At 53.8% G+C, this 20726-nt stretch carries 20 protein-coding genes; 8 read left to right on the top strand and 12 right to left on the bottom strand.

Features of this window, described 5'->3' with window-relative positions; genetic code table 11:
* The first annotated feature begins 233 nt into the window (after nt 1-233).
* Nucleotides 234-890 carry a helix-turn-helix domain-containing protein gene (locus FJ146_14565; GenBank protein MBM4253189.1) on the top strand — a complete coding sequence of 219 codons (657 nt, stop codon included), beginning with the start codon at nt 234-236 and terminating at the stop codon, nt 888-890.
* Nucleotides 891-1074: 184 nt separating this feature from the next.
* Here FJ146_14565 and FJ146_14560 read toward each other — a convergent pair whose 3' ends face one another.
* From FJ146_14560 to FJ146_14530, 7 genes are all read right to left on the bottom strand, one after another.
* Nucleotides 1075-2097 (bottom strand): hypothetical protein, encoded by a 1023-nt coding sequence (locus FJ146_14560; protein ID MBM4253188.1) that lies wholly within the window; start codon nt 2095-2097, stop codon nt 1075-1077.
* Nucleotides 2075-2443: a hypothetical protein gene (locus FJ146_14555; GenBank protein ID MBM4253187.1), complete on the bottom strand. Its 369-nt coding sequence runs from the start codon at nt 2441-2443 to the stop codon at nt 2075-2077. The genes FJ146_14560 and FJ146_14555 overlap by 23 nt, the downstream gene beginning before the upstream one ends.
* Nucleotides 2444-2853: 410 nt before the next feature.
* Nucleotides 2854-3297, bottom strand: coding sequence for a hypothetical protein (locus FJ146_14550; protein MBM4253186.1), 444 nt, complete (start codon nt 3295-3297; stop codon nt 2854-2856).
* A gap of 11 nt (nt 3298-3308) precedes the next feature.
* Complete coding sequence (locus FJ146_14545) at nt 3309-3584, bottom strand: DUF4258 domain-containing protein (GenBank protein MBM4253185.1); 276 nt, start codon at nt 3582-3584, stop codon at nt 3309-3311.
* Between the two features lie 233 nt (nt 3585-3817).
* Complete coding sequence (locus FJ146_14540) at nt 3818-4126, bottom strand: hypothetical protein (GenBank protein ID MBM4253184.1); 309 nt, start codon at nt 4124-4126, stop codon at nt 3818-3820.
* Nucleotides 4101-4412 carry a hypothetical protein gene (locus FJ146_14535; GenBank protein ID MBM4253183.1) on the bottom strand — a complete coding sequence of 104 codons (312 nt, stop codon included), beginning with the start codon at nt 4410-4412 and terminating at the stop codon, nt 4101-4103. Before FJ146_14535 ends, FJ146_14540 begins: the two co-directional genes overlap by 26 nt.
* Before the next feature lie 149 nt (nt 4413-4561).
* Nucleotides 4562-4945, bottom strand: coding sequence for a hypothetical protein (locus FJ146_14530; GenBank protein ID MBM4253182.1), 384 nt, complete (start codon nt 4943-4945; stop codon nt 4562-4564).
* Between the two features lie 159 nt (nt 4946-5104).
* Here FJ146_14530 and FJ146_14525 point away from each other — a divergent pair, with 159 nt between their 5' ends.
* From FJ146_14525 to FJ146_14515, 3 genes are all read left to right on the top strand, one after another.
* The gene (locus FJ146_14525; protein MBM4253181.1) at nt 5105-5674 is read left to right on the top strand and encodes a recombinase family protein; all 570 of its coding nucleotides are present in this window, start codon (nt 5105-5107) and stop codon (nt 5672-5674) included.
* Between the two features lie 284 nt (nt 5675-5958).
* On the top strand, nt 5959-6744 hold the full coding sequence (locus tag FJ146_14520) for a hypothetical protein (protein MBM4253180.1): 786 nt from the start codon (nt 5959-5961) through the stop codon (nt 6742-6744).
* A 65-nt stretch (nt 6745-6809) separates the two neighbouring features.
* A complete protein-coding gene (locus tag FJ146_14515) occupies nt 6810-7376 on the top strand; it encodes a hypothetical protein (protein MBM4253179.1) in 567 nt (188 codons plus the stop codon).
* A gap of 6 nt (nt 7377-7382) precedes the next feature.
* Here FJ146_14515 and FJ146_14510 read toward each other — a convergent pair whose 3' ends face one another.
* The gene (locus FJ146_14510; GenBank protein ID MBM4253178.1) at nt 7383-7847 is read right to left on the bottom strand and encodes an acyl-CoA thioesterase; all 465 of its coding nucleotides are present in this window, start codon (nt 7845-7847) and stop codon (nt 7383-7385) included.
* A 221-nt stretch (nt 7848-8068) separates the two neighbouring features.
* On the opposite strand from FJ146_14510, the gene sppA reads away from it, so the two are divergent.
* Nucleotides 8069-9949 carry a signal peptide peptidase SppA gene (gene sppA, locus FJ146_14505; protein ID MBM4253177.1) on the top strand — a complete coding sequence of 627 codons (1881 nt, stop codon included), beginning with the start codon at nt 8069-8071 and terminating at the stop codon, nt 9947-9949.
* On the opposite strand, the gene FJ146_14500 is transcribed toward sppA, so the two are convergent.
* On the bottom strand, nt 9930-10670 hold the full coding sequence (locus tag FJ146_14500) for an MFS transporter (protein ID MBM4253176.1): 741 nt from the start codon (nt 10668-10670) through the stop codon (nt 9930-9932). The genes sppA and FJ146_14500 overlap by 20 nt on opposite strands.
* Nucleotides 10671-11038: 368 nt before the next feature.
* On the opposite strand from FJ146_14500, the gene FJ146_14495 reads away from it, so the two are divergent.
* Together FJ146_14495 and FJ146_14490 are read left to right on the top strand one after the other, a co-directional pair.
* Nucleotides 11039-13756 carry a hypothetical protein gene (locus tag FJ146_14495; protein ID MBM4253175.1) on the top strand — a complete coding sequence of 906 codons (2718 nt, stop codon included), beginning with the start codon at nt 11039-11041 and terminating at the stop codon, nt 13754-13756.
* Nucleotides 13677-14180 carry a hypothetical protein gene (locus FJ146_14490; protein MBM4253174.1) on the top strand — a complete coding sequence of 168 codons (504 nt, stop codon included), beginning with the start codon at nt 13677-13679 and terminating at the stop codon, nt 14178-14180. The genes FJ146_14495 and FJ146_14490 overlap by 80 nt, the downstream gene beginning before the upstream one ends.
* Nucleotides 14181-14261: 81 nt before the next feature.
* Here FJ146_14490 and ettA read toward each other — a convergent pair whose 3' ends face one another.
* Both ettA and FJ146_14480 read right to left on the bottom strand, forming a co-directional pair.
* Nucleotides 14262-15953 carry an energy-dependent translational throttle protein EttA gene (gene ettA, locus FJ146_14485; protein MBM4253173.1) on the bottom strand — a complete coding sequence of 564 codons (1692 nt, stop codon included), beginning with the start codon at nt 15951-15953 and terminating at the stop codon, nt 14262-14264.
* A gap of 112 nt (nt 15954-16065) precedes the next feature.
* Nucleotides 16066-17634, bottom strand: a complete 1569-nt coding sequence (locus FJ146_14480) for a tetratricopeptide repeat protein (GenBank protein MBM4253172.1) — start codon at nt 17632-17634, stop codon at nt 16066-16068.
* A gap of 123 nt (nt 17635-17757) precedes the next feature.
* Here FJ146_14480 and FJ146_14475 point away from each other — a divergent pair, with 123 nt between their 5' ends.
* Nucleotides 17758-19272, top strand: coding sequence for a tyrosinase family protein (locus FJ146_14475; protein MBM4253171.1), 1515 nt, complete (start codon nt 17758-17760; stop codon nt 19270-19272).
* A gap of 8 nt (nt 19273-19280) precedes the next feature.
* Here FJ146_14475 and FJ146_14470 read toward each other — a convergent pair whose 3' ends face one another.
* On the bottom strand, nt 19281-20240 hold the full coding sequence (locus FJ146_14470; protein MBM4253170.1) for a hypothetical protein: 960 nt from the start codon (nt 20238-20240) through the stop codon (nt 19281-19283).
* Nucleotides 20241-20726 lie beyond the last annotated feature (486 nt).

Here is a 20726-nt window from a genome sequence, read left to right as displayed (position 1 = left end):
CATCCGGTATTAATCACTTTAAAATGGGTGCTGATGAATCCTTTTGCAGTTTTCTATAAACAAACGGAAGGCGGTTTATTAGTAAATCATTGGCTTTTTTGCCGGCTGAAGTTCCGGAACTTCCGGAAGGCTTTCCACTTCTCCCTACCCGAAGGCTGCCTTGCTCGTGCATAATCGACGACCTCGTCGACGCCTACACCTGACGGCAACGATACAAAGAAAGAGGATCCACGATGGCCCAGCGCAAAGAAGCACCCGCGGAGATTGGCCTAGACGAGGCGGCGAGCCTCCTTCATATGTCAGAAAAGACCGTCCGCAAGTACATCAAGCTCAAAGCGATCCGCGCCGTCAAAGTGGCCAACTGCTGGTACGTCGACCGCGCTTCGCTCATGAGCTTTCACGCCAAGTTGACGAAAGAGGCAGCAGGAGTGGCGGCACCCGTCAGCACTAGCGAGCCGCCTTCACCTCCATCTAAGGCGACTCAGTCAAAGGCAGGATCCCTAGCGACAGCAGCCATACACAACCTAGCCTGCTACCGTCTTTTCCTAGCGGCCCGCGATCAGCTCAACTTTGCCGATGAAACACCCGACCTCGCCGCTTTTGTTGACGCCCGGTGCCGCGACGTGCTTTCTCACCTCGGTGCCGGCTACTACGGATTTGGTGCGGCAAAGCGTCTTAACTACGATAAGGCTAGGGCCGCCATTGGCAGCATCATCGGTGTGTTGGCGGCAGATGCTCCCCTTTACCAAAGGCACCAGAAGGCGGCCCAGTTTCTTGAGCGCGACGTATTGCCGGCCTTTGGCTCGCTCATGCGCAAGCTTGACGGGCGGGGTTCGGACCCCCACCGCAAAAGCGGTGGGTCAGCCCAGGTGAGCGGCCGGGTGCCTTGACCCTGAGTCATGGTCTGCTCCCGTGAGAGCAGACTTCTTGCATGGTCGATCAAGTCTGCAGCGCGCAGCGGAACCCGATGTTCGTGTTCGTGTTGGTCGGCGCATTGTTCAGATTGACGGCGAACAGACCGGCGTTCGAGCCATTGTTCCAATTCGCCCCCCGAAGCAGCGCGTCCTACGCTGCTCACGCCTTAGGCCGTCCACCGCTCGTGACAGTAGTCGAGTTCGAAACCATGCGCAAGGCGTCGTCCAGGTTAGCAAACGCCGCGAACGACTCGACCACGGCAGCAATCTCGCTCGCTCTCTTGCCCGCCTTCGTGAGCTTATTAACTTTGCGTCGATGCCGCCTCTTCGTCCGCGCAAGGACGTGGTAGCCCGTGCCATAAAGAACGAAGCCAAGAAAGGGCACGGGATCCGACGCCAGATGCACCGTCTTACGGACAGGAATCTTGAGCCTGAGCTCCCGCTGGCAAAGGGCGACGATTTGGTCTTTTAGATCGAGCACAGTCTTTTTACTCGCGCCCACTAAAACCATGTCATCCATGTAACGGATGTAAAAGACGTCACCCTCGTGTCTCGCGGCGAGATGATCGACTGGGCTTAGGTAAAAGTTAGCAAAGAGCTGAGACGTTAGGTTGCCAAGGGGAATGCCACGGCGGCACCTAGCATACTCCGGGTGCGAGCTGAGCAGTGACGCGAGCAGGATATCAAGAGAGGGATCCGGCATCACACGGCGGAGCATCTGGCCAAGGACCTCGTGACTGATCGAGGCAAAGTAGTTGGCGACATCGAGTTTGACCGTATAGCGCTCGTTACCCAGCTTTTTTAAAGTCGCCGTCAGTGCACTGACGGCGTTGCGGCTACCCATCGTCTTGCGGCAAGCCCACGAGTTGGGCGGGATAAGTGGCTCGATCAGCGGTGCAATCACTTGGTGGATCGCGTGGTGGACGACTCGGTCCCTAAAGGGTGCCGCGTAAATGGTCCGCCGTTTAGGGTCACACACGACGAAGCTATTGTAGGCTTGCCAAGGCCAATCACCGCTGGCCAACTGGTGACTCATGGCAACCAGCTCACGAGCCAACTGCATCTGCATCAGCTGATAGCCGCGAGACCCCCTTTTACCGCGAGCGCAGGCACGAAAGGCTCGCGTCACGTTGCCAAGGTTAGAGACCTGACCGAGGAGATCATGATTTAGGTGATACGGCATAGGTCTTGAGAAGTCCGTGGAGTTGTTTTTGGATGGCCTCTGTCAGCGCGATGATTTCGCCAAACTGGCCATCACTGATAGCTCTAAGCTCAAGACACAGCTCGAATAGACAGCCAACACTGTCCAGATGGCCTAGCGCCTCTTGAAGTAGCTGGCTATTGCCTGGTTTTAGCTCTTTCGTAGTCAGGGCAAACTGCCGGCCTAGTAGCCAAGCATCTAGGCAGTGATCCTCTACCCTTCCGCCGATCTTTGGTCGCATGTGCTTTGGCAGAAGCTTCGTGGCGCGGAAGGCGGCTACACTGAGGCTCTTTAAATCGCTCACTACTTTGGGATCTTTGAGGGCCAAGGGTGTTTCACACTCCAAGCTATGGAAGACGCAGAAATTATGGAAGACGCAGAAATGGTGCTTCGGTCAAGCTACGTCAAGTCGAACAGTGACGCCCTTTAGGCCTTCTTTATCTATCAAATCCTGAAGAGCCAACTCAGCCCACTGCTGCGGATGGTAGCCAAGTTTTTTGGCCCAGGCCCAAGCCCTAGCTGGACTGACAGTCTTGCGACCTTTTTCGTTGACCTAATAACTTTCGCAAAAGTGAGCTTTCCCGTGAGCTGGTTTAGAAACTGCAATGCATCGGAACCCTGCGCTCTGGACCTCCTAGTAATCGTGGAGGTTGACTTCTTCGACGCTGACGAACTCGATCGAATTGTTTTTTTTGATGATATAGATGGCAAAATTAGGCTCTCAAAGGATGTCGGCAATTATGCGGAGATCGCGAGGACAGTTTGAGGGGGATCGAGATCATCACTGATAGCGCGAGTAAAAGTTGCTAAATCTAGTGCTGCTTCGCCTCTATACTTTGCCATCAGTGCTCGTAGTGCTGCGATATACAGGGAGTCAAAGCCTTTGGGCACGCTAGAGCCACTAGACTCCCATTGACTGACCGTAGTGTGGCTTGCTAGCCCGAGGGCTTTAGCTAATTCAGCTTGAGTCATGTCCATATATTTTCTGATGAAAACTAGTTGTGAGCCAATCATTTTACAGTGTGCATGGCGCAAACTGTCGAATACAAGATCTTGTATTTTGCGGCTGTCGATGCGGGGATAGTAATCATCGCCGTTAGCTACCAATTCTACTTCGGCGATGACTACTGGAAATCCGAACCCCTTTAGTTCGTAATTCTTCTTTTTAATGGTTTTTTTCACACTTAGCTCCTTCACCCAATAACCGTGATGATGACGACCTCTGGTTCCATTTCAATGACAACCGCTAGAGCATTGCCGTCGATTGTTGTGCCGGAAATTCGATAGCGCCAATTAGTTCCAACCAGAGTGTCGCGGGCTTGGTCATGCATGCCACTTTTAAGCACCCTTTCGATGTCCGGGAACACAAAACCCCTTTCATCCATCCGCTGGAGGGCATGCTCCGTATAACGAAGTTGGCCATTGATAACAGCATCTCTCAGGCGACGTTTTAGACTAGCTGAGTCCAAGTCCAGCCCCCATATGTCATATTATAACATAAATGTCAAAAATAAACATATCCGCTTATACTGCAAAAGTCCAATAAGAGGTGCTGGGTGGATATCGGATAGAAATACGGTTCAGCAGGGGCAGATGCAGTGCCTACCCAAAGCGGTTGGTGTGCTAGCGACGGTAGGCGCTGGCGGCGCCAGCGCCTACCGGTTGAACATTGCGGAGACCGGTGTGAATTAGGGCCAAAAACTTATGGCAAATATTCAGGCGGCAAGCTTTGGTAGATACCTTCACCGACTAAGTTAATCCCGTCCCAGCTCCACACCAATACATCACCTTCTCCGGGTGATGCGGTACCGAGCACACTGTACCTGTAATTTGCTTTACCGCATGCCTGTCCCATGTATGGAAAGGCCTCAATATTTTTAATCAGCTCATCAATCTTTTGCAGATACCGAGCAGCTGTACCAAGGTCACCCGTAAAAAGAGCTTTCTGTAAGGCACGCAGTTCAACCTGATGTTCGACTTCTTTATTACGGTAGCGCCACTTTGCTGCCAAGTCGTACTCCTCCATCATCAGCGTCAGTATCTAATATTTTGTTTAGCTCGTTAAATTCTCGCTGTACGCGCTGTAGCTGCTCACCGAGAGGGGTTCTTTCTGTGGGTTGGGTTTTTGTCCCGCTCTGCCAATAGGCAATGAGGTCTAGGTAGTGGTCCAATGTGATCACCACCTTGATGTCATGCGCTCTGTGAAGAATCCGTAGGGGTTTATCTCGGCTCACATCAGCAAACAGCCTATTGGCATCTTTTTTTAGGTCGGTAACTGTAACCGTTTTGAATTCCATATATTTCTCCGGACGGATGGATGCAATGATGCATCGAAGTATCTTTAACAGTACTCTTATCGGTGTCTTTACGCAATTGCTTTAGTGGTCTTCGAATTTTCAAAAAACATCCCATGAATACTGCTACTTTAGGCTCAACACTTACTGCTTCAATACATCGGCCTACCGTCCTTGTTTGTAATCCTTTGTCTCATAGCGTCTAGTGCTTCCTTAAGTGGCTGTGAGAACTTCATTTTGTCCTCAAGGTGGGGCGCCAAGTCCTTGATGGCAGCAACATTCAGACGACCTCGTGCTCTGGAGTAGGATGCCGTGTTGAGCGAGGGCGACCGCTTGGAATTGAGTGTATTTGCCAAACAGACCTCTGTGACGGCTTCTTGGCATGATCCAGCCCGACCAACAACTTGAGACAAAAAGGCCCGAAGCGTCACGTCAGGGGGGTAAATACGCCTTCGCTTCCCGGGCGAACTGGTTACAAATCGAGCAAACTCCTCAGCACCAATTAAATATCCAAAGGGCAGCAGAGCGGGTGACATAATGGGACCTCGATTAGTTGATGAATTGCAATATAGGATGATAGGCTTACTTGCCTAAAAACTATAGTTTTTAGGCAGGTGAGATTTAGAAAATTTAATGCAGTAAAAGCCGCGGCGCTCGCCGCTAATTTTTAATAGGTTTTTGGGCAGGGGGTAAACATGCGAGCTGCATGCTATGCAAGAGTCTCAACATCAGATCAAAAGACACTTTCAGCTCAGATAACGGCTATGAAATCCTATGCTCGTAAGAGAAAGTGGCAACTTGTTTCAGTAGTAGAAGAAGTCGGATCAGGAAGAGCTCACCGACAGAAGCGACAAGATCTTATCAGCGCCGCAATTCGACGGGAAATTGATGCCATCATTGTCTGGAAGCTTGATCGCTGGGGCCGGTCCATTGTGGATTTAGTTTCATCATTGCAAACCCTAACAGAAGTAGGTGTTGGTTTTGTTTCCATTACTGAAGCACTTGACTTCACAACCCCATCAGGTCGGGCATTCGCTGGCATGCTCAGCGTTTTTGCTGAATTCGAGCGGGATCTTCTTTCCGAAAGAATTAGAGCTGGGATTGCTGAAGCGCGTAAAAAAGGCCGACCACATGGCCGACCACTGACAGCCGGTATGCATGCCGATAAGGTTAAGACTCTTCATAAACGAGGAGTAAGCCAATCAGAGATTGCACGGCGCCTTCAAATCGGTCGAACCTCCGTCAAGAGGTTGATAGATGCATAAAAACTACATTTTGATGACGCTATCTTAGTAGTTTGCGTCACTAAGCCAGCAGTATTCAACATCCCAATTTTGAACGCCAAAAATACCCTCTGGGAACCGCGTCGTGGCTATGCGATTTCTATCGGGGATTTTTGAACCAAGACGGCACGCCATGCAATTCACCCATCGCCTCTAACAGCCCAACTTAGCTCAAAGTAATCCCGTTTACTTAGGGTCTACCAATCCATCTGCCTCAAGCCCCGGGCAAAACTTGCCGACCCGTAAGTCATGCGGAGGCACTGACAATGGCGATCATAATGAGGCTTGTAGCCATCATACTGGGACTTAGCACCAGTGGTTGCTCCTATTTATTCCTCCGCTCACCGAGTGATCCCGTGCTGAGTGGAGGCTCTGACCCTTGCTACAACATAAGTAAGGAGAACGCGCAGCATCCGGTGACGATTTGTGAACGCGAGCGCTACTACTCCGTGCAGGTCATCGGCAAAATTTACAAATTCAACAAAACTGAATTCCATGCGCGGTTCTACGACCACTTGCGTAATTTTCTCTACCGCAGTGCAGCCCCACAAAAACTGACCCGCGGCATGACTGTCGATATTTGGCTCGCAGCCCCTGTGTTTGCACCAGATGATGCCGCGTGGGTGGCAGTGGTAGCCACGGATGAGGGCTATTTGGCTTTTAGGTTGCCGCTCCTTCTCGATCATTGGACCATGAGCAGTGCGAATGCCGTCTGGTTGGGATCGAACGACCACCCGACTTTGCGAGCCATTAGAACTGACCAGGTCATCGTTACGCCTCAGCCAGGGATCACTCCGGCTGAAGCTTTACGCTTTATCGAAGACTCGGGTGTTGGGGCCAAACTAGACGTTCTAGGGCGCCCGATTGTGCAACGCGCGATTGGCGATGGTAGCATGATAAGGCTGGATACTTTGGCCTTAGGCGCACCGCAAGTAGCACGTGCCATCAGCCGCAGCGTTGATGCCAGAAAGCATCTCATGGCCATCAATTACGCCGTGGCCGGTGGCAGAGATAGTTACCAAGCCAAGGTGTTTCGCTTTACGTTACCCTAGTGCGATCAGGCGTGAGTCAGGGAACACACGCAAGTTCTAACCATAACCAGAGCATCAATTTACGTATGGTACATTTTCCTACTTCCGTTATAAAGCGAACCGCTGAGCTGACATGCCTCATCATCCTTAGCGGATGCGCCGACGTACTCAGCGCGACGACGGTCACCACTAAACTCAACATTGCTATGACCGGTAATGCAGCAGTGCCAGAGGGTGCCGTGGGCACACAAGACCCCATATTTCAACTCTACACCCTAAAGTCCGTAGTCTTAACCAAATCAGATGGGACCACGGTCACTGGATACGACGGTGAACCTATCGATTTGCGCATTATTAGTCGCCCGCAGATCATTACTACGTACGACATGGCTACTGATGCTGGCGTTGTTTATTCTAGTATCGCCGTGACCTTTGACTCCGCTGTCACAGGTGCTGGGCGTTATCAGGATGACCTTGCGATCACCTTGGACAATCCCGTTTTGACCTATGACCAACCATTTACCGTGGCCAAAGCGCAGGACCGACGCCTTGATATTTGGGTCAATTGGCAAAATACCGTGAGTGAATCTGAGGTGGACCAGACCAACTCCATCCAGGCGCCTAGTTTCACGCTGACTTTGACCCCGAACTAAGACCTCTCAAGCGGAGTAAGCCACATCAGGCGATCGCTCAGTGGAGGTGGCGTCATGGAAAAACCGTCGTAGGACAGCCTCTGGCCAGCGCGTGGGTTTGCCGCGCTGGATATCGATACAGGCGACGGTGAGTAGGCAGCTTGCCAGTAGTTTGCCGTCAGGGTCGTGCATAGCACAAGCGACGACGGCCGTGGAGCCACCGTGGCTCACAATATGCGATTCGATCGTAAATTCTGTGTCCAAGAAAACTGGACTTTTGAAGTCGACACTGAAATTGGCGCAGAAAATCGCGATACCCATGTCGGCCAACGCCTGTGCATTGAGACCACAGTGTTGGGCCATACCCTGGAACCTGTGCTCGATAAAGTATGCCGCATAGTGCACCATGCTCAAATGACCGTAGGGATCGATCTCGAAAAATCGTGGTTTGTGCTGGGAGCGAAACACTATGGGTCGCAAGTAGTTCTGCATATAGGTCCCTGAGTGAGCCGGGTAGGGGCGCTGCCCGTGTCTTAAAAACGGCTATTCATTAGGATTTTTATGCAAGGCTTAGGCCGCGCCCCGAGGGGCGGCAAGCCTCAATAACTATTCGTAATTTTTTTCTTGCTCCTGCATATTGGTTAGACGCTGTCAGGGCTTTAGCCGCCGAGGCAGCGTTCCAAACCCATTTATTGGACAGGATTCGCAACCTTATGACCGATAAAAGTTCCAACTTCTTCGTCCGGCTGTGGTTTGGTTTTTGGCGCCTACTGCGCAACTACCTCGTGTTTGTCGGGATTATGACTACGGTCCTGCTGTTCACCGTGGGCGTAGCACTCAAGCGCGGCAGTAGTATGGAACTCGATTTACCCAAGGTGAGCTTGTCCAAAGATAAGCCGTCGGTACTTTGGCTGGAGCTTAGTGGCCGCGTGACTGAGGTGGAGCCGAGCTTCTCCGAGTTAGTGATGAGTCGGCTCCTAGGTGGTGAGGATGAGATCTATCTCCCGACCATTCGCAAGGCGCTCACCAAAGCTGCCAAGGATGATCGCATCAAGGAATTTGCCATCAACATCATGCCAGTCAGGGCTACACCTGCGGAGTATGCGGCGCTTAGGAAGGCGATCGCCCAGTTTCGGGAGACAAGTGGTAAACCGGTTCAAGTCTACCTGGCTGACGTCAGCGATTGGACTTATTACGTGGCGTCGGCAGGGACTAAAATTACTTTGAACCCTGCCGGAGAGCTGTCGCTCCCGGGACCCACCTTTCAGCTTGTCTACTTTGGCGACGCACTCAAGAAACTTGGGCTATCGTTTGAGGTGGTGCGGGCCGGCAAGTACAAGTCCGCCTTCGAGCCCTTTGTCCAGAACACGCCGAGTGAACCCACACTCGAGGAATATAACAGCATGCAATCGAGCTTGCTTGACCACATCGTTGCTGCTGTCGTCGCTGGGCGTGGTAAGGATGAGTCCACAGTCCGCGGTTGGTTTAAAAAGTCGCTCTTCACGCCCGAGGAGGCGCGGCAGGCTGGTATCGTCGATGTGCTGGGCTACTTGCCTAGCAACGAGCAACAGGTGGAGGATGAAGACAAACTGCATCTTGAGGACTACCTAGCAGCCACCAAACGAGATCCTGAACAAAAGGAGGTGGTCAGCGATAAGGGCGGGATCGCGCTCATCAACGCCACTGGCGAGATCCATATGAGCGCAGAGTCCTCGGGTCCTACTGGTAGCGACTCGGGCATCAATCCCAAGGATATGCGCAAAGAGCTACTCTGGGCGCAAAATGATAAAGACGTCAAAGCGATCGTGCTGCGCATTTCCAGTCCCGGTGGATCAGCTACGGCGTCTGACATGATATGGAACGACATCAATGCCTTGGCAGCTACCAAGCCGGTCATAGTGTCAATGGGGGCCTATGCGGCGTCAGGCGGTTACTACATCGCTGCACCGGCCAGCCGCATCTATGCCGAACCGACGACGATCACGGGATCGATCGGTGTCATCGGCATGCTACCGAGCGCTGAGGCCTTTGGCGACAAATGGGGGGTTAACTTCCACATGGTGAGCTCTAGTGATCGCAAGCAGCTCCTCGACCTCGGCAGCAAGGCAAGTGCCGAGGATAAGGCCTTACTCGACAGAAACATCGCGTACGTGTACCGGACCTTCACACGCAAGGTAGCTGAGGGCCGCAAGATCCCAGTCGAGAAGGTGGAGGCCATTGCCCAGGGCCGCGTTTACACCGGACTGCAGGCTAAGGAAATTGGCCTCGTCGATGAGATCGGCGGTCTCGACGTGGCGTTGGCTAAGGCTAAGGAGCTTGCCGGTTTTGATGCCAACAAACTTTACCCCGTGCTGCAGTATGAGGGTGACAGCTTCAGTCTATCGCAGTGCCTACGCGGCCCCGGCCGTATGGCGGAGTGTCTGCGACGCTCCGGCAGCAAGCTGACGGCACCTGTGACCAGGATGATGATCAGTGAATCCGGACCTGAGGCTATCGCGAACAAGGTGGCGCGTTGGGCCACCGAGCCGGGAGCCGGTCGGGCTGACCGAGCGTTGACCCTGTGGACGGGTTATCTCAGTCTTGTTTGGCAGTAGCATTAACTGTCGTCGGTTTTTGTTTAAATACCGTATCGAAATCGAGACCAGTAAGCGCTTTGATGCCTACGACGAGGCGCCAAAGCGCAACCATGGTGATCACCATGCAAGGAAGGACGATGGCAGGGTAGCTTATGGCCGTCATGCGTCCTAGCTCTTGATTAAACTCTACCGACCCTGCTGGGCTCTTGATGATCAGCGTGGACAGCGTGTAATTGAGCGCAGCGCTCAGGAGGAACGACGCTGCCAGTAGAAATGTGGTCGAGGTGAGTAATTTTTCAAACTGCTCCGTATTGCCGCGTGTCGCCAGCTCCTGGTCGACCAGGGCAACGTCCATCACCTTGTCGTTATAAAGCAGCGTGCGCACAAAGGGCGTCTTGGTTTTGAGCGAGGCCAGAACGGCGATGCCCATGAGCGACGGAATGGTTGCCTCTTTCACGGCAAACCATTTGGCATCCAGATGCATGAGACCAAAGCCACCAGTGGCCAGTATACTGATGAACCCAAGGATCGAAATGGGGTTGGCCTTGCGACGCAGGTAGAAGTCGTAGAGGCCAAAACCTGTGGGGAAGATAAGGCCTGCCACGAGCGCGCCCATGGGTCCAAGGCGTTCAGGCGCGCTCAGCTTGAACAAAATGACCGCTGGTAACACGATGTTGAAGATGAGTCCGTTGAGTGGGCTTTCGGTGAAGTGCGGCTTCTGTGACTTTGCTTCGGTCAAGGTCGCGGCTCCTCTGCTACAGATGATTGACGTAACGGGTATCGGGGGATAAAAGATGGGTTCGTTTTTTATCCCATGATCTGACCAGGAGGATACCCCGGTGGCCATCAAGAAAGCCAGTGATTATAAAGTCGTTAAGCGTCGTAACGGTCGTTTTGCAGTGCGCAAGCGTGGCGGTGGCCTGATCAACGGTGAGGAGAAAACTAAGGCTCTCCAGGCAGCAGGTAAGGTCAAAGTTCTCAAGCCTAAGGCCAAAGAAGCCGCTGCCGAAGCCTAAGCAGCCTCTTTGAGACTAGCTCATGTCCGTCCAACTTGGCGGATACTGTGAGCTTTCTAGCTAGGGCCATGGTACAACCTTCCACTGGAGGTTGCCCGTGGCCAAAGCCCTCATCATAACCGAAAAACCTAGTGTTGCCCGCGACATCGTCGAGGCTCTCGGTGGCTTCACGGCCAAATCGGGTGGGGCTTACTGGGAGAGCGATCGCTACATTTGTAGCTTTGCTGTCGGTCACATCTTCAGCCTGCTCGAGCCAGAGGAGATCGATCGCGCCTACCGCAGCTGGAACATCGCGCTGCTGCCGATTATTCCCAAGGCCTTTCAATTGAAGCCCGTCCCTGGGCATGAGCAGCGGATTAAAATACTGCGTTCCCTCATCGAGCGGGCCGACGTCAACTGCCTCATCAATGCCTGTGACGCCGCTCGTGAGGGGGAACTCATCTTTCGCGAGATTGTCGACTTTGTCGGCGCCAAGCAGTGGGTCAGGCGCCTTTGGCTGCAATCGATGACGACCGAGGCGATCCGCGCCGGCTTTCAGTCGCTGCGGGACGGGACTGACCTCGATGGTCTCGGTGCAGCCGCTGCCTGCCGTGCCCGCAGTGATTGGTTGATAGGCATGAATGCTACGCGCGCCTTCAGCCAGCGCTTGCGCACGCGCAGCGAGCGGGTGCCGTGGTCGGTGGGTAGGGTGCAGACTCCGACGCTGGCTCTTTTGGTCGACCGGGAGCTCCAGATCCTAGGTCATCGACCTAGGCCCTATTGGCGCCTCACCGTGACATTTGATGCTGGCGATCACAGCTACGAGGGCACTTGGTTTAACCCTCAGTTTCGCGCCAGCGAGACGCAGCCTGAGCTGCGCGATGATCGCCTATTTGATGAGTCCAAGGCTCAAGCGATTGCAGCCAGCCTTGATGGGGCCACGGGGGTCGCCAACGAGACTAGAGATGAGAGCTTGAGGCATGCGCCCTATCTCTTCCATCTGACCGGGCTGCAGAAGTATATGGCGCAACGTTACAAGTGGACCTCTAAGAGGACACTCGAGGCGGCGCAGCGCTGCTACGAGAGTCATAAGGTCATTACTTATCCACGGACGAGTTCACAATGTTTGCCGAGCGACTACAGAGCTGAAGTAGATAGGTTGGTTAAGGCCCTGGCCGGACACGACACCTACGGTGATGCTGCGGCCACTATTCTGAGGAACGGCCGCTGCAATGACAAGCGTACGTTTAACGATGCTGGAGTCAGCGACCACTTTGCCATCATCCCAACGGGTAAGCTCAAGGGCTTGAGCGGCGACGATGCCAAGCTTTTTGATGCAGTGGTGCGGCGGTTTCTTGCGACCTTCCACCCGCCTGCGGTCTACGACCGCGTCAAGCGTATTACCGTGAGTGGTGGGCACCATTTTAAGACGGGGCCTCTGGAAGCTCTGCGCGTACTGGGATGGCTCAGTGTTTACGATAGACAGACCGAGGACGGTACGGCGAAAGAGCTTCCGCCGCTCAAGCACAAGGATGCCAACGTCCAGATTACTAACCGTAACCTGAAGGCTGAAGTTACTAAGCCACCATCTCGCATCAACGAGGCCGGACTACTGAGCCTTATGGAACATGCGGGGCGACAGATAGATAACGAAGAACTACAGGCAGCGCTCAACAGTGCCGAGGGACTAGGTACTGCCGCCACACGGGCCGACATCATCCAGAATCTCAAGATCAAAGAATACGTCGATGAGACACTGCGACCGACGTTTAAAGGCATTCATCTTATTCTGACGCTGCAGCGACTCAACGTCGTGCGGCTGACGTCGCCCGAGCTCACGGCTAGGTTAGAGTTAGAGCTGGCCGAGGTGGAATCTGGTAAGAGGCCCGAGCAAACATTCATGACAGAGATCAGCCGCTATACGACTGAGGTTGTCAATGCGGCCAAGAAGCTAGATTGGCAACAACTCTACCCGGACGATAACCCGCTTGGCGACTGTCCGGTCTGTGCCGCAAGTGACGCGGAGTTTGCGCTCGGCGTGCCTAAAGTTTTTGAACGGGGTCTTTACTACGCCTGCGCCACAGTGACTGCTCCCAACACTGGTTGTGGCTTTCGTATGTGGAAGGAGATCTCAGGGCGCTATCTAGACCGCAGCAATGCCACGACTTTGGTTGAGGATGGCGCGACGGGCGAACTCGAGGGCTTCAAGACCAAGTCTAAACAAGACTACAAAGCGCAGCTTGTAATCCGCACGGGCAAGGTCGTGGTGCGCAGCCAGGACGGCGAAGCTGCGGCCGACAGTGATCCGTTTGTTAGCTCTGATTCTCATGGAGCCATGGGTAGAGGTCCAAAGGGTAGGGGAGCAGGGACTCGGTTTGGTAGTAAGTCTGGGCGTCAAGGCGCCTCTAAGGCGCCTAGTGACGGACCACCGGTTGAGCGGGTCGTTGTCGCCGCCTGTCCCGTGCACCCTGAAGGCTGCCAGGTGGTAGAGACACGGGGCGCCTATGTTTGTATGACGCGCCTTGCTGCCTTTGCCAGGGGTGAACAAAATCCAAGTGGCTTGATGATACCCAGGATCCTGTGTAAGAGAGAACTGACTCAGGCCGAGGTAAAGGCTCTGATCGCGACGCGTATCACCGACGAGCTTCAAGGTTTTACATCCAAGTTTGGGCGTCCATTTAACGCCCGACTTCAACTCACGCCCGAGGGCGGTATTGCCTTCGTCTTTGCGGAAAGGGCGACTGACAGTTATGAGCGAAAATCTCAGCCAAACAAATTTAAACGACAACGCTTCAAATCCCGAGGGAGCCGCAGCGCCCGCGAACAATAAGACCTCCAAACTAAAGCGTGGCCTGGTGCTCGTAGTGCTATTGCTCCTACCATTCTTAGGTCTGGCTTTGGTCTGGAAGGACCGGTGTAAACGTGGTGAGCTTCAGGCGGTAGCGAGCCCGACGGGTGAGTTTATGGCCCAACAATTCAAAGTCGACTGCGGCACAAGTATGGCGGTCGCCACCGAGGTGCGCCTCTACAAAGTGAAGGACGGTAAGTTGGGGGATAACTCGACGGTATTAGTCCTGCCGTCAGAGGAACTACTCGACATCCAGTGGGTCGACGCCCAGACCTTGACCATCCAACTGCCTGGACGGCAGTCGCAGGTGGTTAGGTATCGCCGCGAGTGGTCCGGAGTGAACGTCGGGCTGATTGGCGACGTAGTCAGCTCGGTGCCCAAGGATCTTGAGAGCATGTTTAACTAAACGTTCCTATCAAAAAGGGCCCTGACGGGCCCTTTCTCATGTCTCACCATGTCTCAGCCAGTTTCCGAGCGCTTTGACGTCTCAGCGCTTCAGCTTGGCGTAGCGGATCCGCTTCGGCGTGTCAGCCTCACGGCCCAGGCGCTCGCGGCGATTACGTTCGTAGTCGGAGTAACCACCTTCAAATAGAACCAGTTTACTGTCCCCCTCGAAGGCTAGGATGTGAGTGGCGATCCGGTCGAGGAACCACCTATCGTGACTAATCACCACGGCACAACCCGGGAAGTCGATGAGGGCTTCTTCGAGAGCGCGCAAGGTGTTGACGTCGAGGTCGTTGGTAGGTTCGTCAAGCAGGATGACGTTGGCTTCTTCTTTAATGAGCAGGGCCAGCTGCACCCGGTTGCGCTCCCCACCGGAGAGTTCTGACACTGACTTTTGCTGATCCGGGCCGGAAAAGTTAAAGCGCCCGACAAAAGTCCGGGCATTCACCTCGCGCTTGCCGAGCTTCATAACCTCGTTGCCACCCGAGAGTACGTCGTAGACGCTCTTTTTCGGATCCAGAACGAGGCGCGACTGTTCCATGTAGCCAAGCTTAACCGTCTCACCTAGGACCACTTTGCCGTTATTCGGCTCTTCCTGACCACTGATCATGCGGAAAAGCGTAGTCTTACCGGCGCCGTTGGGTCCGATGATGCCGACGATGCCGCCGCGCGGCAGATCGAAGTTAAGGCCCTCATAGAGCAGCTTGTCGTCGTAGGCTTTGGCAACGTTCTCAAAGCGGATGACCACATCACCAAGCCTTGGGCCTGGCGGGATGAAGAGGCGTAGATCGTCCTGCGTCCGCTCTTGCTCCTCAGCTGCCAAGTTTTCATAGGCCGTGATCCGCGCCTTGCTCTTGGCCTGACGGGCTTTGGGGCTCATACGAATCCACTCGAGCTCGCGCTCGAGAGTCTTGCGACGCTTGTCCTCGGCCTTCTCTTCGTTGGCGAGGCGTTTTTGTTTCTGCTCCAGCCACGAAGAGTAATTGCCCTTCCACGGGATGCCGTGGCCACGATCGAGCTCAAGAATCCAACCCGCGACGTTATCAAGGAAGTAGCGGTCGTGAGTGACGGCGATGACGGTACCTTTATACTCTTGCAGATGTTTCTCAAGCCACTGCACACTCTCGGCGTCCAAGTGGTTAGTCGGTTCGTCCAAGAGTAGGATGTCAGGCTCTTTGAGAAGGAGTCTAGTCAGGGCCACCCGACGACGCTCGCCACCGGAGAGTTCTTTAACGCATTGGTCGGGTGGAGGACACCGCAGCGCGTCCATGGCGAAGTTGAGTTTGTCGTCGAGATTCCAGGCGTCCATGGCGTCAAGCTTGTCTTGGACCTCGGCCTGCCGAGTGATCAGCTTGTCCATGTCGTCTGGATCAAGGTTCTCATCACCTAGTTTATTATTGATGTCCTCGAATTCTTGCAGGAGGGCCACAACCTCGCCGCAACCTTCCTGGACAATTTCTTTGACGGTCTTCGTGTCGTCCAGTTGCGGTTCTTGGGGGAGAAAGCCTACCTTGTAGCCCTCGGTCAGATGCGCTTCGCCGGCAAACTCTTTATCCACTCCAGCCATGATTCTGAGGAGGGTAGACTTACCGGCGCCGTTGAGACCGAGGACGCCGATCTTGGCCCCATAAAAGTAGGATAACGAGATGTCCCGTAGCACCTGCTTACCGGTCGAACGGTGGGTCTTGGCTACGCGGACCATGGAGTAAATGATTTTCTGTCCAGCATCACTCATTACAGATGATTCCTTTAGGTAATCTCGAGGCTTGAGCCCGGCAGTATAGTGGAACTCGCGGGTTTGATGGAAGGTTATTAATTAACCAGATGATTTTGTTGCATATATTGATTTAAGGCTGTTGACGCAGCTGCGCTTCGATAGCGGCAGCATCCTCCGTGCGCCCCAGGTAACTGTGAACCGCTTTAAGGCGCAGCAGCGCCTGCAGACGGTCCTGGGGCCGATCTGCGGACGCAAGAGCCTGCTGGTAGCAGGTGAGGGCAGTGTTCAAATTGAAGAGTGTGGGCCATTTACTCTCGCCGTGTAAATCGCCTAAGTTTAGCCAAAGTGCCCCCCGCGGTGCTGTCGGTTCTGGCGGCAGATCCAGAGCGTAGCGTAGCGTGGCGGTAGCCTCGACGACTTGTCCCCTATCGCGCAGATGCATCGCTAAATTGTTCAAAACGAGGGCACTACGTGGATTGCGGTTGGCCGCCATCTTCCAAAAAGTCTCGTCGTTTTGCCACATGCGACTTTGGTGCTCGCTGCATAGCGCAAATGCCAAAGCCACAGCTAGGAGCAAAGCAAGTTGCGCGGTCCGGGGCCAACGCAGTTTTTGGGCCACCAAGTTGAGCATGTGACCGACAGAGCAGCTGAGTCCGATTATGGGTAGGTACATGTAACGATCGTTGACAAAATTGGCGCGCGGAAAGAGCGGGAGCACAGGGACGAGAAAGATTAGGTACAGCAATAAGCTCGTCCATTGCAGCGAGCTACGCGTCCACGCTGCCAATGCACCCCAAAGGCTCAGCAAAGCCAAGCCCGCAAAAGCGAGCAGGGTGGCATGAGGAAACCTGTCATAGGTGGCATAGAAAGGAGACAGCTCCAGCGGCCAGAAAAAAGCCTTCAGGTAGTGGCCTATCGCTGTCAGCGATGCCGCGATGGCAGTGAGCAGGCGTGCGGGAGAGAAGATAGCCGATGACTCAATCCCAACATGCGCTGCTAGGGCGTACATTCTTAGGCCGCCAAAGGCGCATGCTAACGTGATTGGGATTAGTTGACAGAGCTTACGTTTACCTAAGTGTTGACGGCAGATAAGCCACTCAAAGACGACGAGGCCAAACGGTAGTAGCAGGGTCGTTGCTTTGCAGAGCAGGGAACAAAGGAAAGCCGCACAGTAACCGATAAAGTACATGGTCCTCCGCGGCTCCGTCAGCAAAGTAAATCGCTGGTAGCACCAGAGCGCAAGTAATAAACCTGTGCCGTTAAGTAAGCTTTTGCGATCACTCAGCCAAAGTACCGGCTCAACCTGCAAAGGGTGGACGGCAAAACAAAGTACAACGAAAAGTGACGTGAACGCGGGCAAATTTATTAAGTTTAGTAAACGCAGCAACAGCAGTACGTTCAAAAGATGGATCAGTACGTTGTCGATGTGGATCAGGCCCGGACTAAATCTGAAAATTTCTTGTTCTAGCCAGAAACTCGTCAAGGGTATGGGGATGTAATCGCCCTCGACGAACTGGCCCCAGATCCGGACTAATGGCTCCGTCCCCGATGATCCCTGACTACTAACAAAGGCGAGAAAGCGGTCATCATCCCAATGCAGGGCTTGGCTTAGCCCTGCACGCCAGAAGCACATGGCTGTTAGGGCAAGAAGGACTAAAGTCAAAGGTCTGGACAGGCGTGATTCCGTGGCTTGCACCATGGACGAGGAACTCCTCAAGCTAGGGACTCTCCCTTCCATATTAGCCCGTGGACCAAATACTTGCTAAAATCACAGGTAAATGATTTGCATCAAACCGTAAATCTAAAGTCCTCGGGGGCACTTTTGAAAAACCCAAAGACGCGGCGTCAGTTTGTATCAACCACTGTCGGTTTAGGTGCTTTCGCCACGATTGCTTGTAAGACTCTTCCCGGAGGGTCTAAGCAAAAATCCAGCTCTGCCTATGGAGAGGGATCGGCAGCAGCGGCTGGGGTTAGGGTTCGCAATAATCTGAACTCTCCCGCTGGAGCTAAGGATCTGGAGTCGTACCGGGCGGCAGTCCGCATTATGCGTAAGAACGGCAGTTGGCAAGCCTGGGCCAAGCTCCATGAGGCTTACTGTCCCCATGGTAACTGGTTCTTTCTCCCGTGGCACCGTTGGTATCTATTCCACTTTGAGGAGGCCTGCCGTGACGCTCTGCGACAGGGTGGGCTAAGCGACGACTTTGCGCTACCCTACTGGGTTTGGCACGAGGGTAGTGCTGGAATACCAGCGCCATTTTGGGGTGTTGATAATCCCCTGGCCGATCCCAGTCGTTATTTTCCGCCGCAAGGAAAGTTGCCACCAGAATCTTGCAGTGCGGAGGTCATTGGCAGCATCCTGCAGGTGAAGGACTTCAACTCATTCGCCAGTGGACCATCGCCCGATCAGCGTGGCTTCAGCACCATAGGTCAGCTTGAGGGTACGCCGCATAACACAGTGCATTCTCAAATCGGTGGCAATATGGGGACCTTCACGTCTCCCCTGGATCCCATCTTTTGGGTGCACCATGCCAATGTCGATAGACTGTGGGCCGAATGGGCGCTCAAACACCCTCTGAGTAGCCTTCCTAGTGTTCCTGATCAGTCATCATACGCACAGCAGGATCCCCGCAGTAAGCTGATGCCGGAGTTTTGGCTCAACTTTAAACTCACGGGATTTATGGATCCCAAGGGCGCCCCCCTGACGGGAACACCCAGTGGAACCCTGGACACCCTTAAGATGCCCAAGCCCTATACTTACGATACGGTGAGCGATAAATTGCAAGCAGCCAAACTTGCTTTGGCTGACACGCCTAAACCACAGTCGCGGCGCGAAACATTTAAGGTATCGTCTGTAAGTCTACGCGCCGTCACTGCTGTAGACGCGAGCAATATGCTGATCAAGGCCAGCGTCGCCTACAACGACAAGATGAAGCCTTACATGAAGAAGTTCTTGGCCGGAGGTAGCGACAAGTGCAGCCTCGTGCTCACGATCATGAGTATTCCAGTGCCGCAGGATCAGGATCGACAGAAGACTTTACTTAAGTTTTTTGCCAATCATCCAAGCGTCACAAAGTCGACATCGCACTTAGATCCTCACTTCCTCGCTACGCTTGGATTCTTCTCCCATCCAAGTCATGCGGGTCACGCCAGTGCATCAAGCGTAGACTTCACTATCGACTTAACGTCGATCATCCCCAAACTTGTGAGTCGCGGCATTGACCTGGATGAAAAGCTGGATCTAAGCGTCATTGTGGTCGATCCGAGTTTAGGTGGGCTGCCGGCCGTCGAGTACTTTAGGCCGATCAATTTACGCCTCACCTACACCGAATGGACTTAAGTTTGCGACTATGGCTTTGGCCAGGGACCGACGACGTACTCAATCGCCACTTTTTCGGCCTTGGCCAGGCTTTCGATTTGGACTAGGCCAGTCCTCAGCCGACTTAACCAGTCCTGTGCTGTTTCTTGATGAAACCCGATGGAGAGATAGACGTCGCGGTTTGGGTCTTGCCTGAGGAGGGCAATCTGCTTGGCAAAAGCCGTCTTCATCTGGGACGCCGTCATGTAATCGGCGAGGCAACCGTTATTGGGCAGCTCCCATAGCGCCCCGCCGCGATGCGTTTCGTGGACATAGGGCTGAGACTCTGGGGCCGTATGAGGCCAAAGCTTGGCCACGAAGTTGACGAGGTTGTAAGCGCCCCACGCTTCTTGGAGATAGGGGGCGTGGGTCGCTGAAGAGTCGAGCGTAAATCCTTCGTCAGCCAGGGCCTCAAGTACAGCATTGTTAGCTTGCCACCCACCGGCGCGAAAGCTACGCGCCGTTGCGAACCCCTGGTCCTCCAGAATCGTCACACTGGTGCGAATAATTTTACGCAACTCTTGAACTTTGTAAGCCGTCAAGGCTACATCCATCCCGCAATCTTCGGCGCAAAGCTCAGGCTTCACATCTTCGTCCACAAAAGAGGGACCCAGCCTAAACGGCACACCAGCAGCCTCAACCAAACTGCGCCATGCATGGATGTGCAGCCCCTCCTCATCGCCGGGCCGCAGCACAGAGCGTATGGCGCGCGTGACGGAGGCCGCTTGGACGCCTGGCTTAGTGAAGTAAGCCGCGTTTAAAAAGTGTTGCAGCGGAACGTTGGGGAAGTGCTGACGAAACTGAGCCATCGCCCGCAGATTTTCCGGGCGCAGATCCTCACCTTCCCAGTCCACACTGACGACGATCTTGATTTTCCCTTGCGCGTAGCCCGACGAACTCGCACAAACAGCGAAAATCACGGTACTAAGTGAGATGACACGCCGCAACATGGCGGCAACCTCCTGGTTAGAGCGGTAGCCTTACAAGAAGTCGAGGCACAACTCAAGAACATTGCCAGTAAAAAAGCCGACTCAGCAGAGTCGGCTTTGTTTAGTGAGAGAGAAAAATTGTGAGCGCTTTTAGAAATGGAGATTAGCGCAATTCAAGACGGTAACTCGCACTACCAATCACGTAGTAAACAACGAGAGCTCTAGCCTCACTCACTGTGAATGGCGGATTACGTACGCTGTTCTTTTCATCCTTCTCGTTCCCGTTAAATACGCCAGTGATCTTGTTGTCCTCACCAATTTTGAGCGTGGTTTCGAAATCACCACCATTGGTTTTTGAGAACCCAGCCTTGAAGGTCGAAACTAGGCGTTTAAATCCAGACAGGTCGTCGATCTTGACGTAGTTGCTGCCGTTCCAACGATAAAGCTGCACCTCAACACCAGTGATGAGACCACCACTGGTCGTAAACTTAGCGCTCGCCACTGGTA

This window comes from Deltaproteobacteria bacterium (assembly GCA_016874735.1).
Classification (GTDB): Bacteria; Bdellovibrionota_B; Oligoflexia; order Oligoflexales; family CAIYRB01; genus CAIYRB01.
Note: the sequence above shows the minus strand (reverse complement) of the source record. Positions and strands in the feature narration are given on the sequence as shown.

Coding starts and splice junctions, on each gene's coding strand:
- FJ146_14525 (MBM4253181.1), top strand. CDS start 5,105: ATGCGAGCTGCATGCTATGCAAGAGTCTCAACATCAGATCAAAAGACA.
- sppA (MBM4253177.1), top strand. CDS start 8,069: ATGACCGATAAAAGTTCCAACTTCTTCGTCCGGCTGTGGTTTGGTTTT.
- FJ146_14515 (MBM4253179.1), top strand. CDS start 6,810: ATGGTACATTTTCCTACTTCCGTTATAAAGCGAACCGCTGAGCTGACA.
- FJ146_14535 (MBM4253183.1), bottom strand. CDS start 4,412: ATGGAATTCAAAACGGTTACAGTTACCGACCTAAAAAAAGATGCCAAT.
- FJ146_14565 (MBM4253189.1), top strand. CDS start 234: ATGGCCCAGCGCAAAGAAGCACCCGCGGAGATTGGCCTAGACGAGGCG.
- FJ146_14530 (MBM4253182.1), bottom strand. CDS start 4,945: ATGTCACCCGCTCTGCTGCCCTTTGGATATTTAATTGGTGCTGAGGAG.
- FJ146_14470 (MBM4253170.1), bottom strand. CDS start 20,240: ATGTTGCGGCGTGTCATCTCACTTAGTACCGTGATTTTCGCTGTTTGT.
- ettA (MBM4253173.1), bottom strand. CDS start 15,953: ATGAGTGATGCTGGACAGAAAATCATTTACTCCATGGTCCGCGTAGCC.
- FJ146_14520 (MBM4253180.1), top strand. CDS start 5,959: ATGGCGATCATAATGAGGCTTGTAGCCATCATACTGGGACTTAGCACC.
- FJ146_14510 (MBM4253178.1), bottom strand. CDS start 7,847: ATGCAGAACTACTTGCGACCCATAGTGTTTCGCTCCCAGCACAAACCA.
- FJ146_14480 (MBM4253172.1), bottom strand. CDS start 17,634: ATGGTGCAAGCCACGGAATCACGCCTGTCCAGACCTTTGACTTTAGTC.
- FJ146_14560 (MBM4253188.1), bottom strand. CDS start 2,097: ATGCCGTATCACCTAAATCATGATCTCCTCGGTCAGGTCTCTAACCTT.
- FJ146_14490 (MBM4253174.1), top strand. CDS start 13,677: ATGAGCGAAAATCTCAGCCAAACAAATTTAAACGACAACGCTTCAAAT.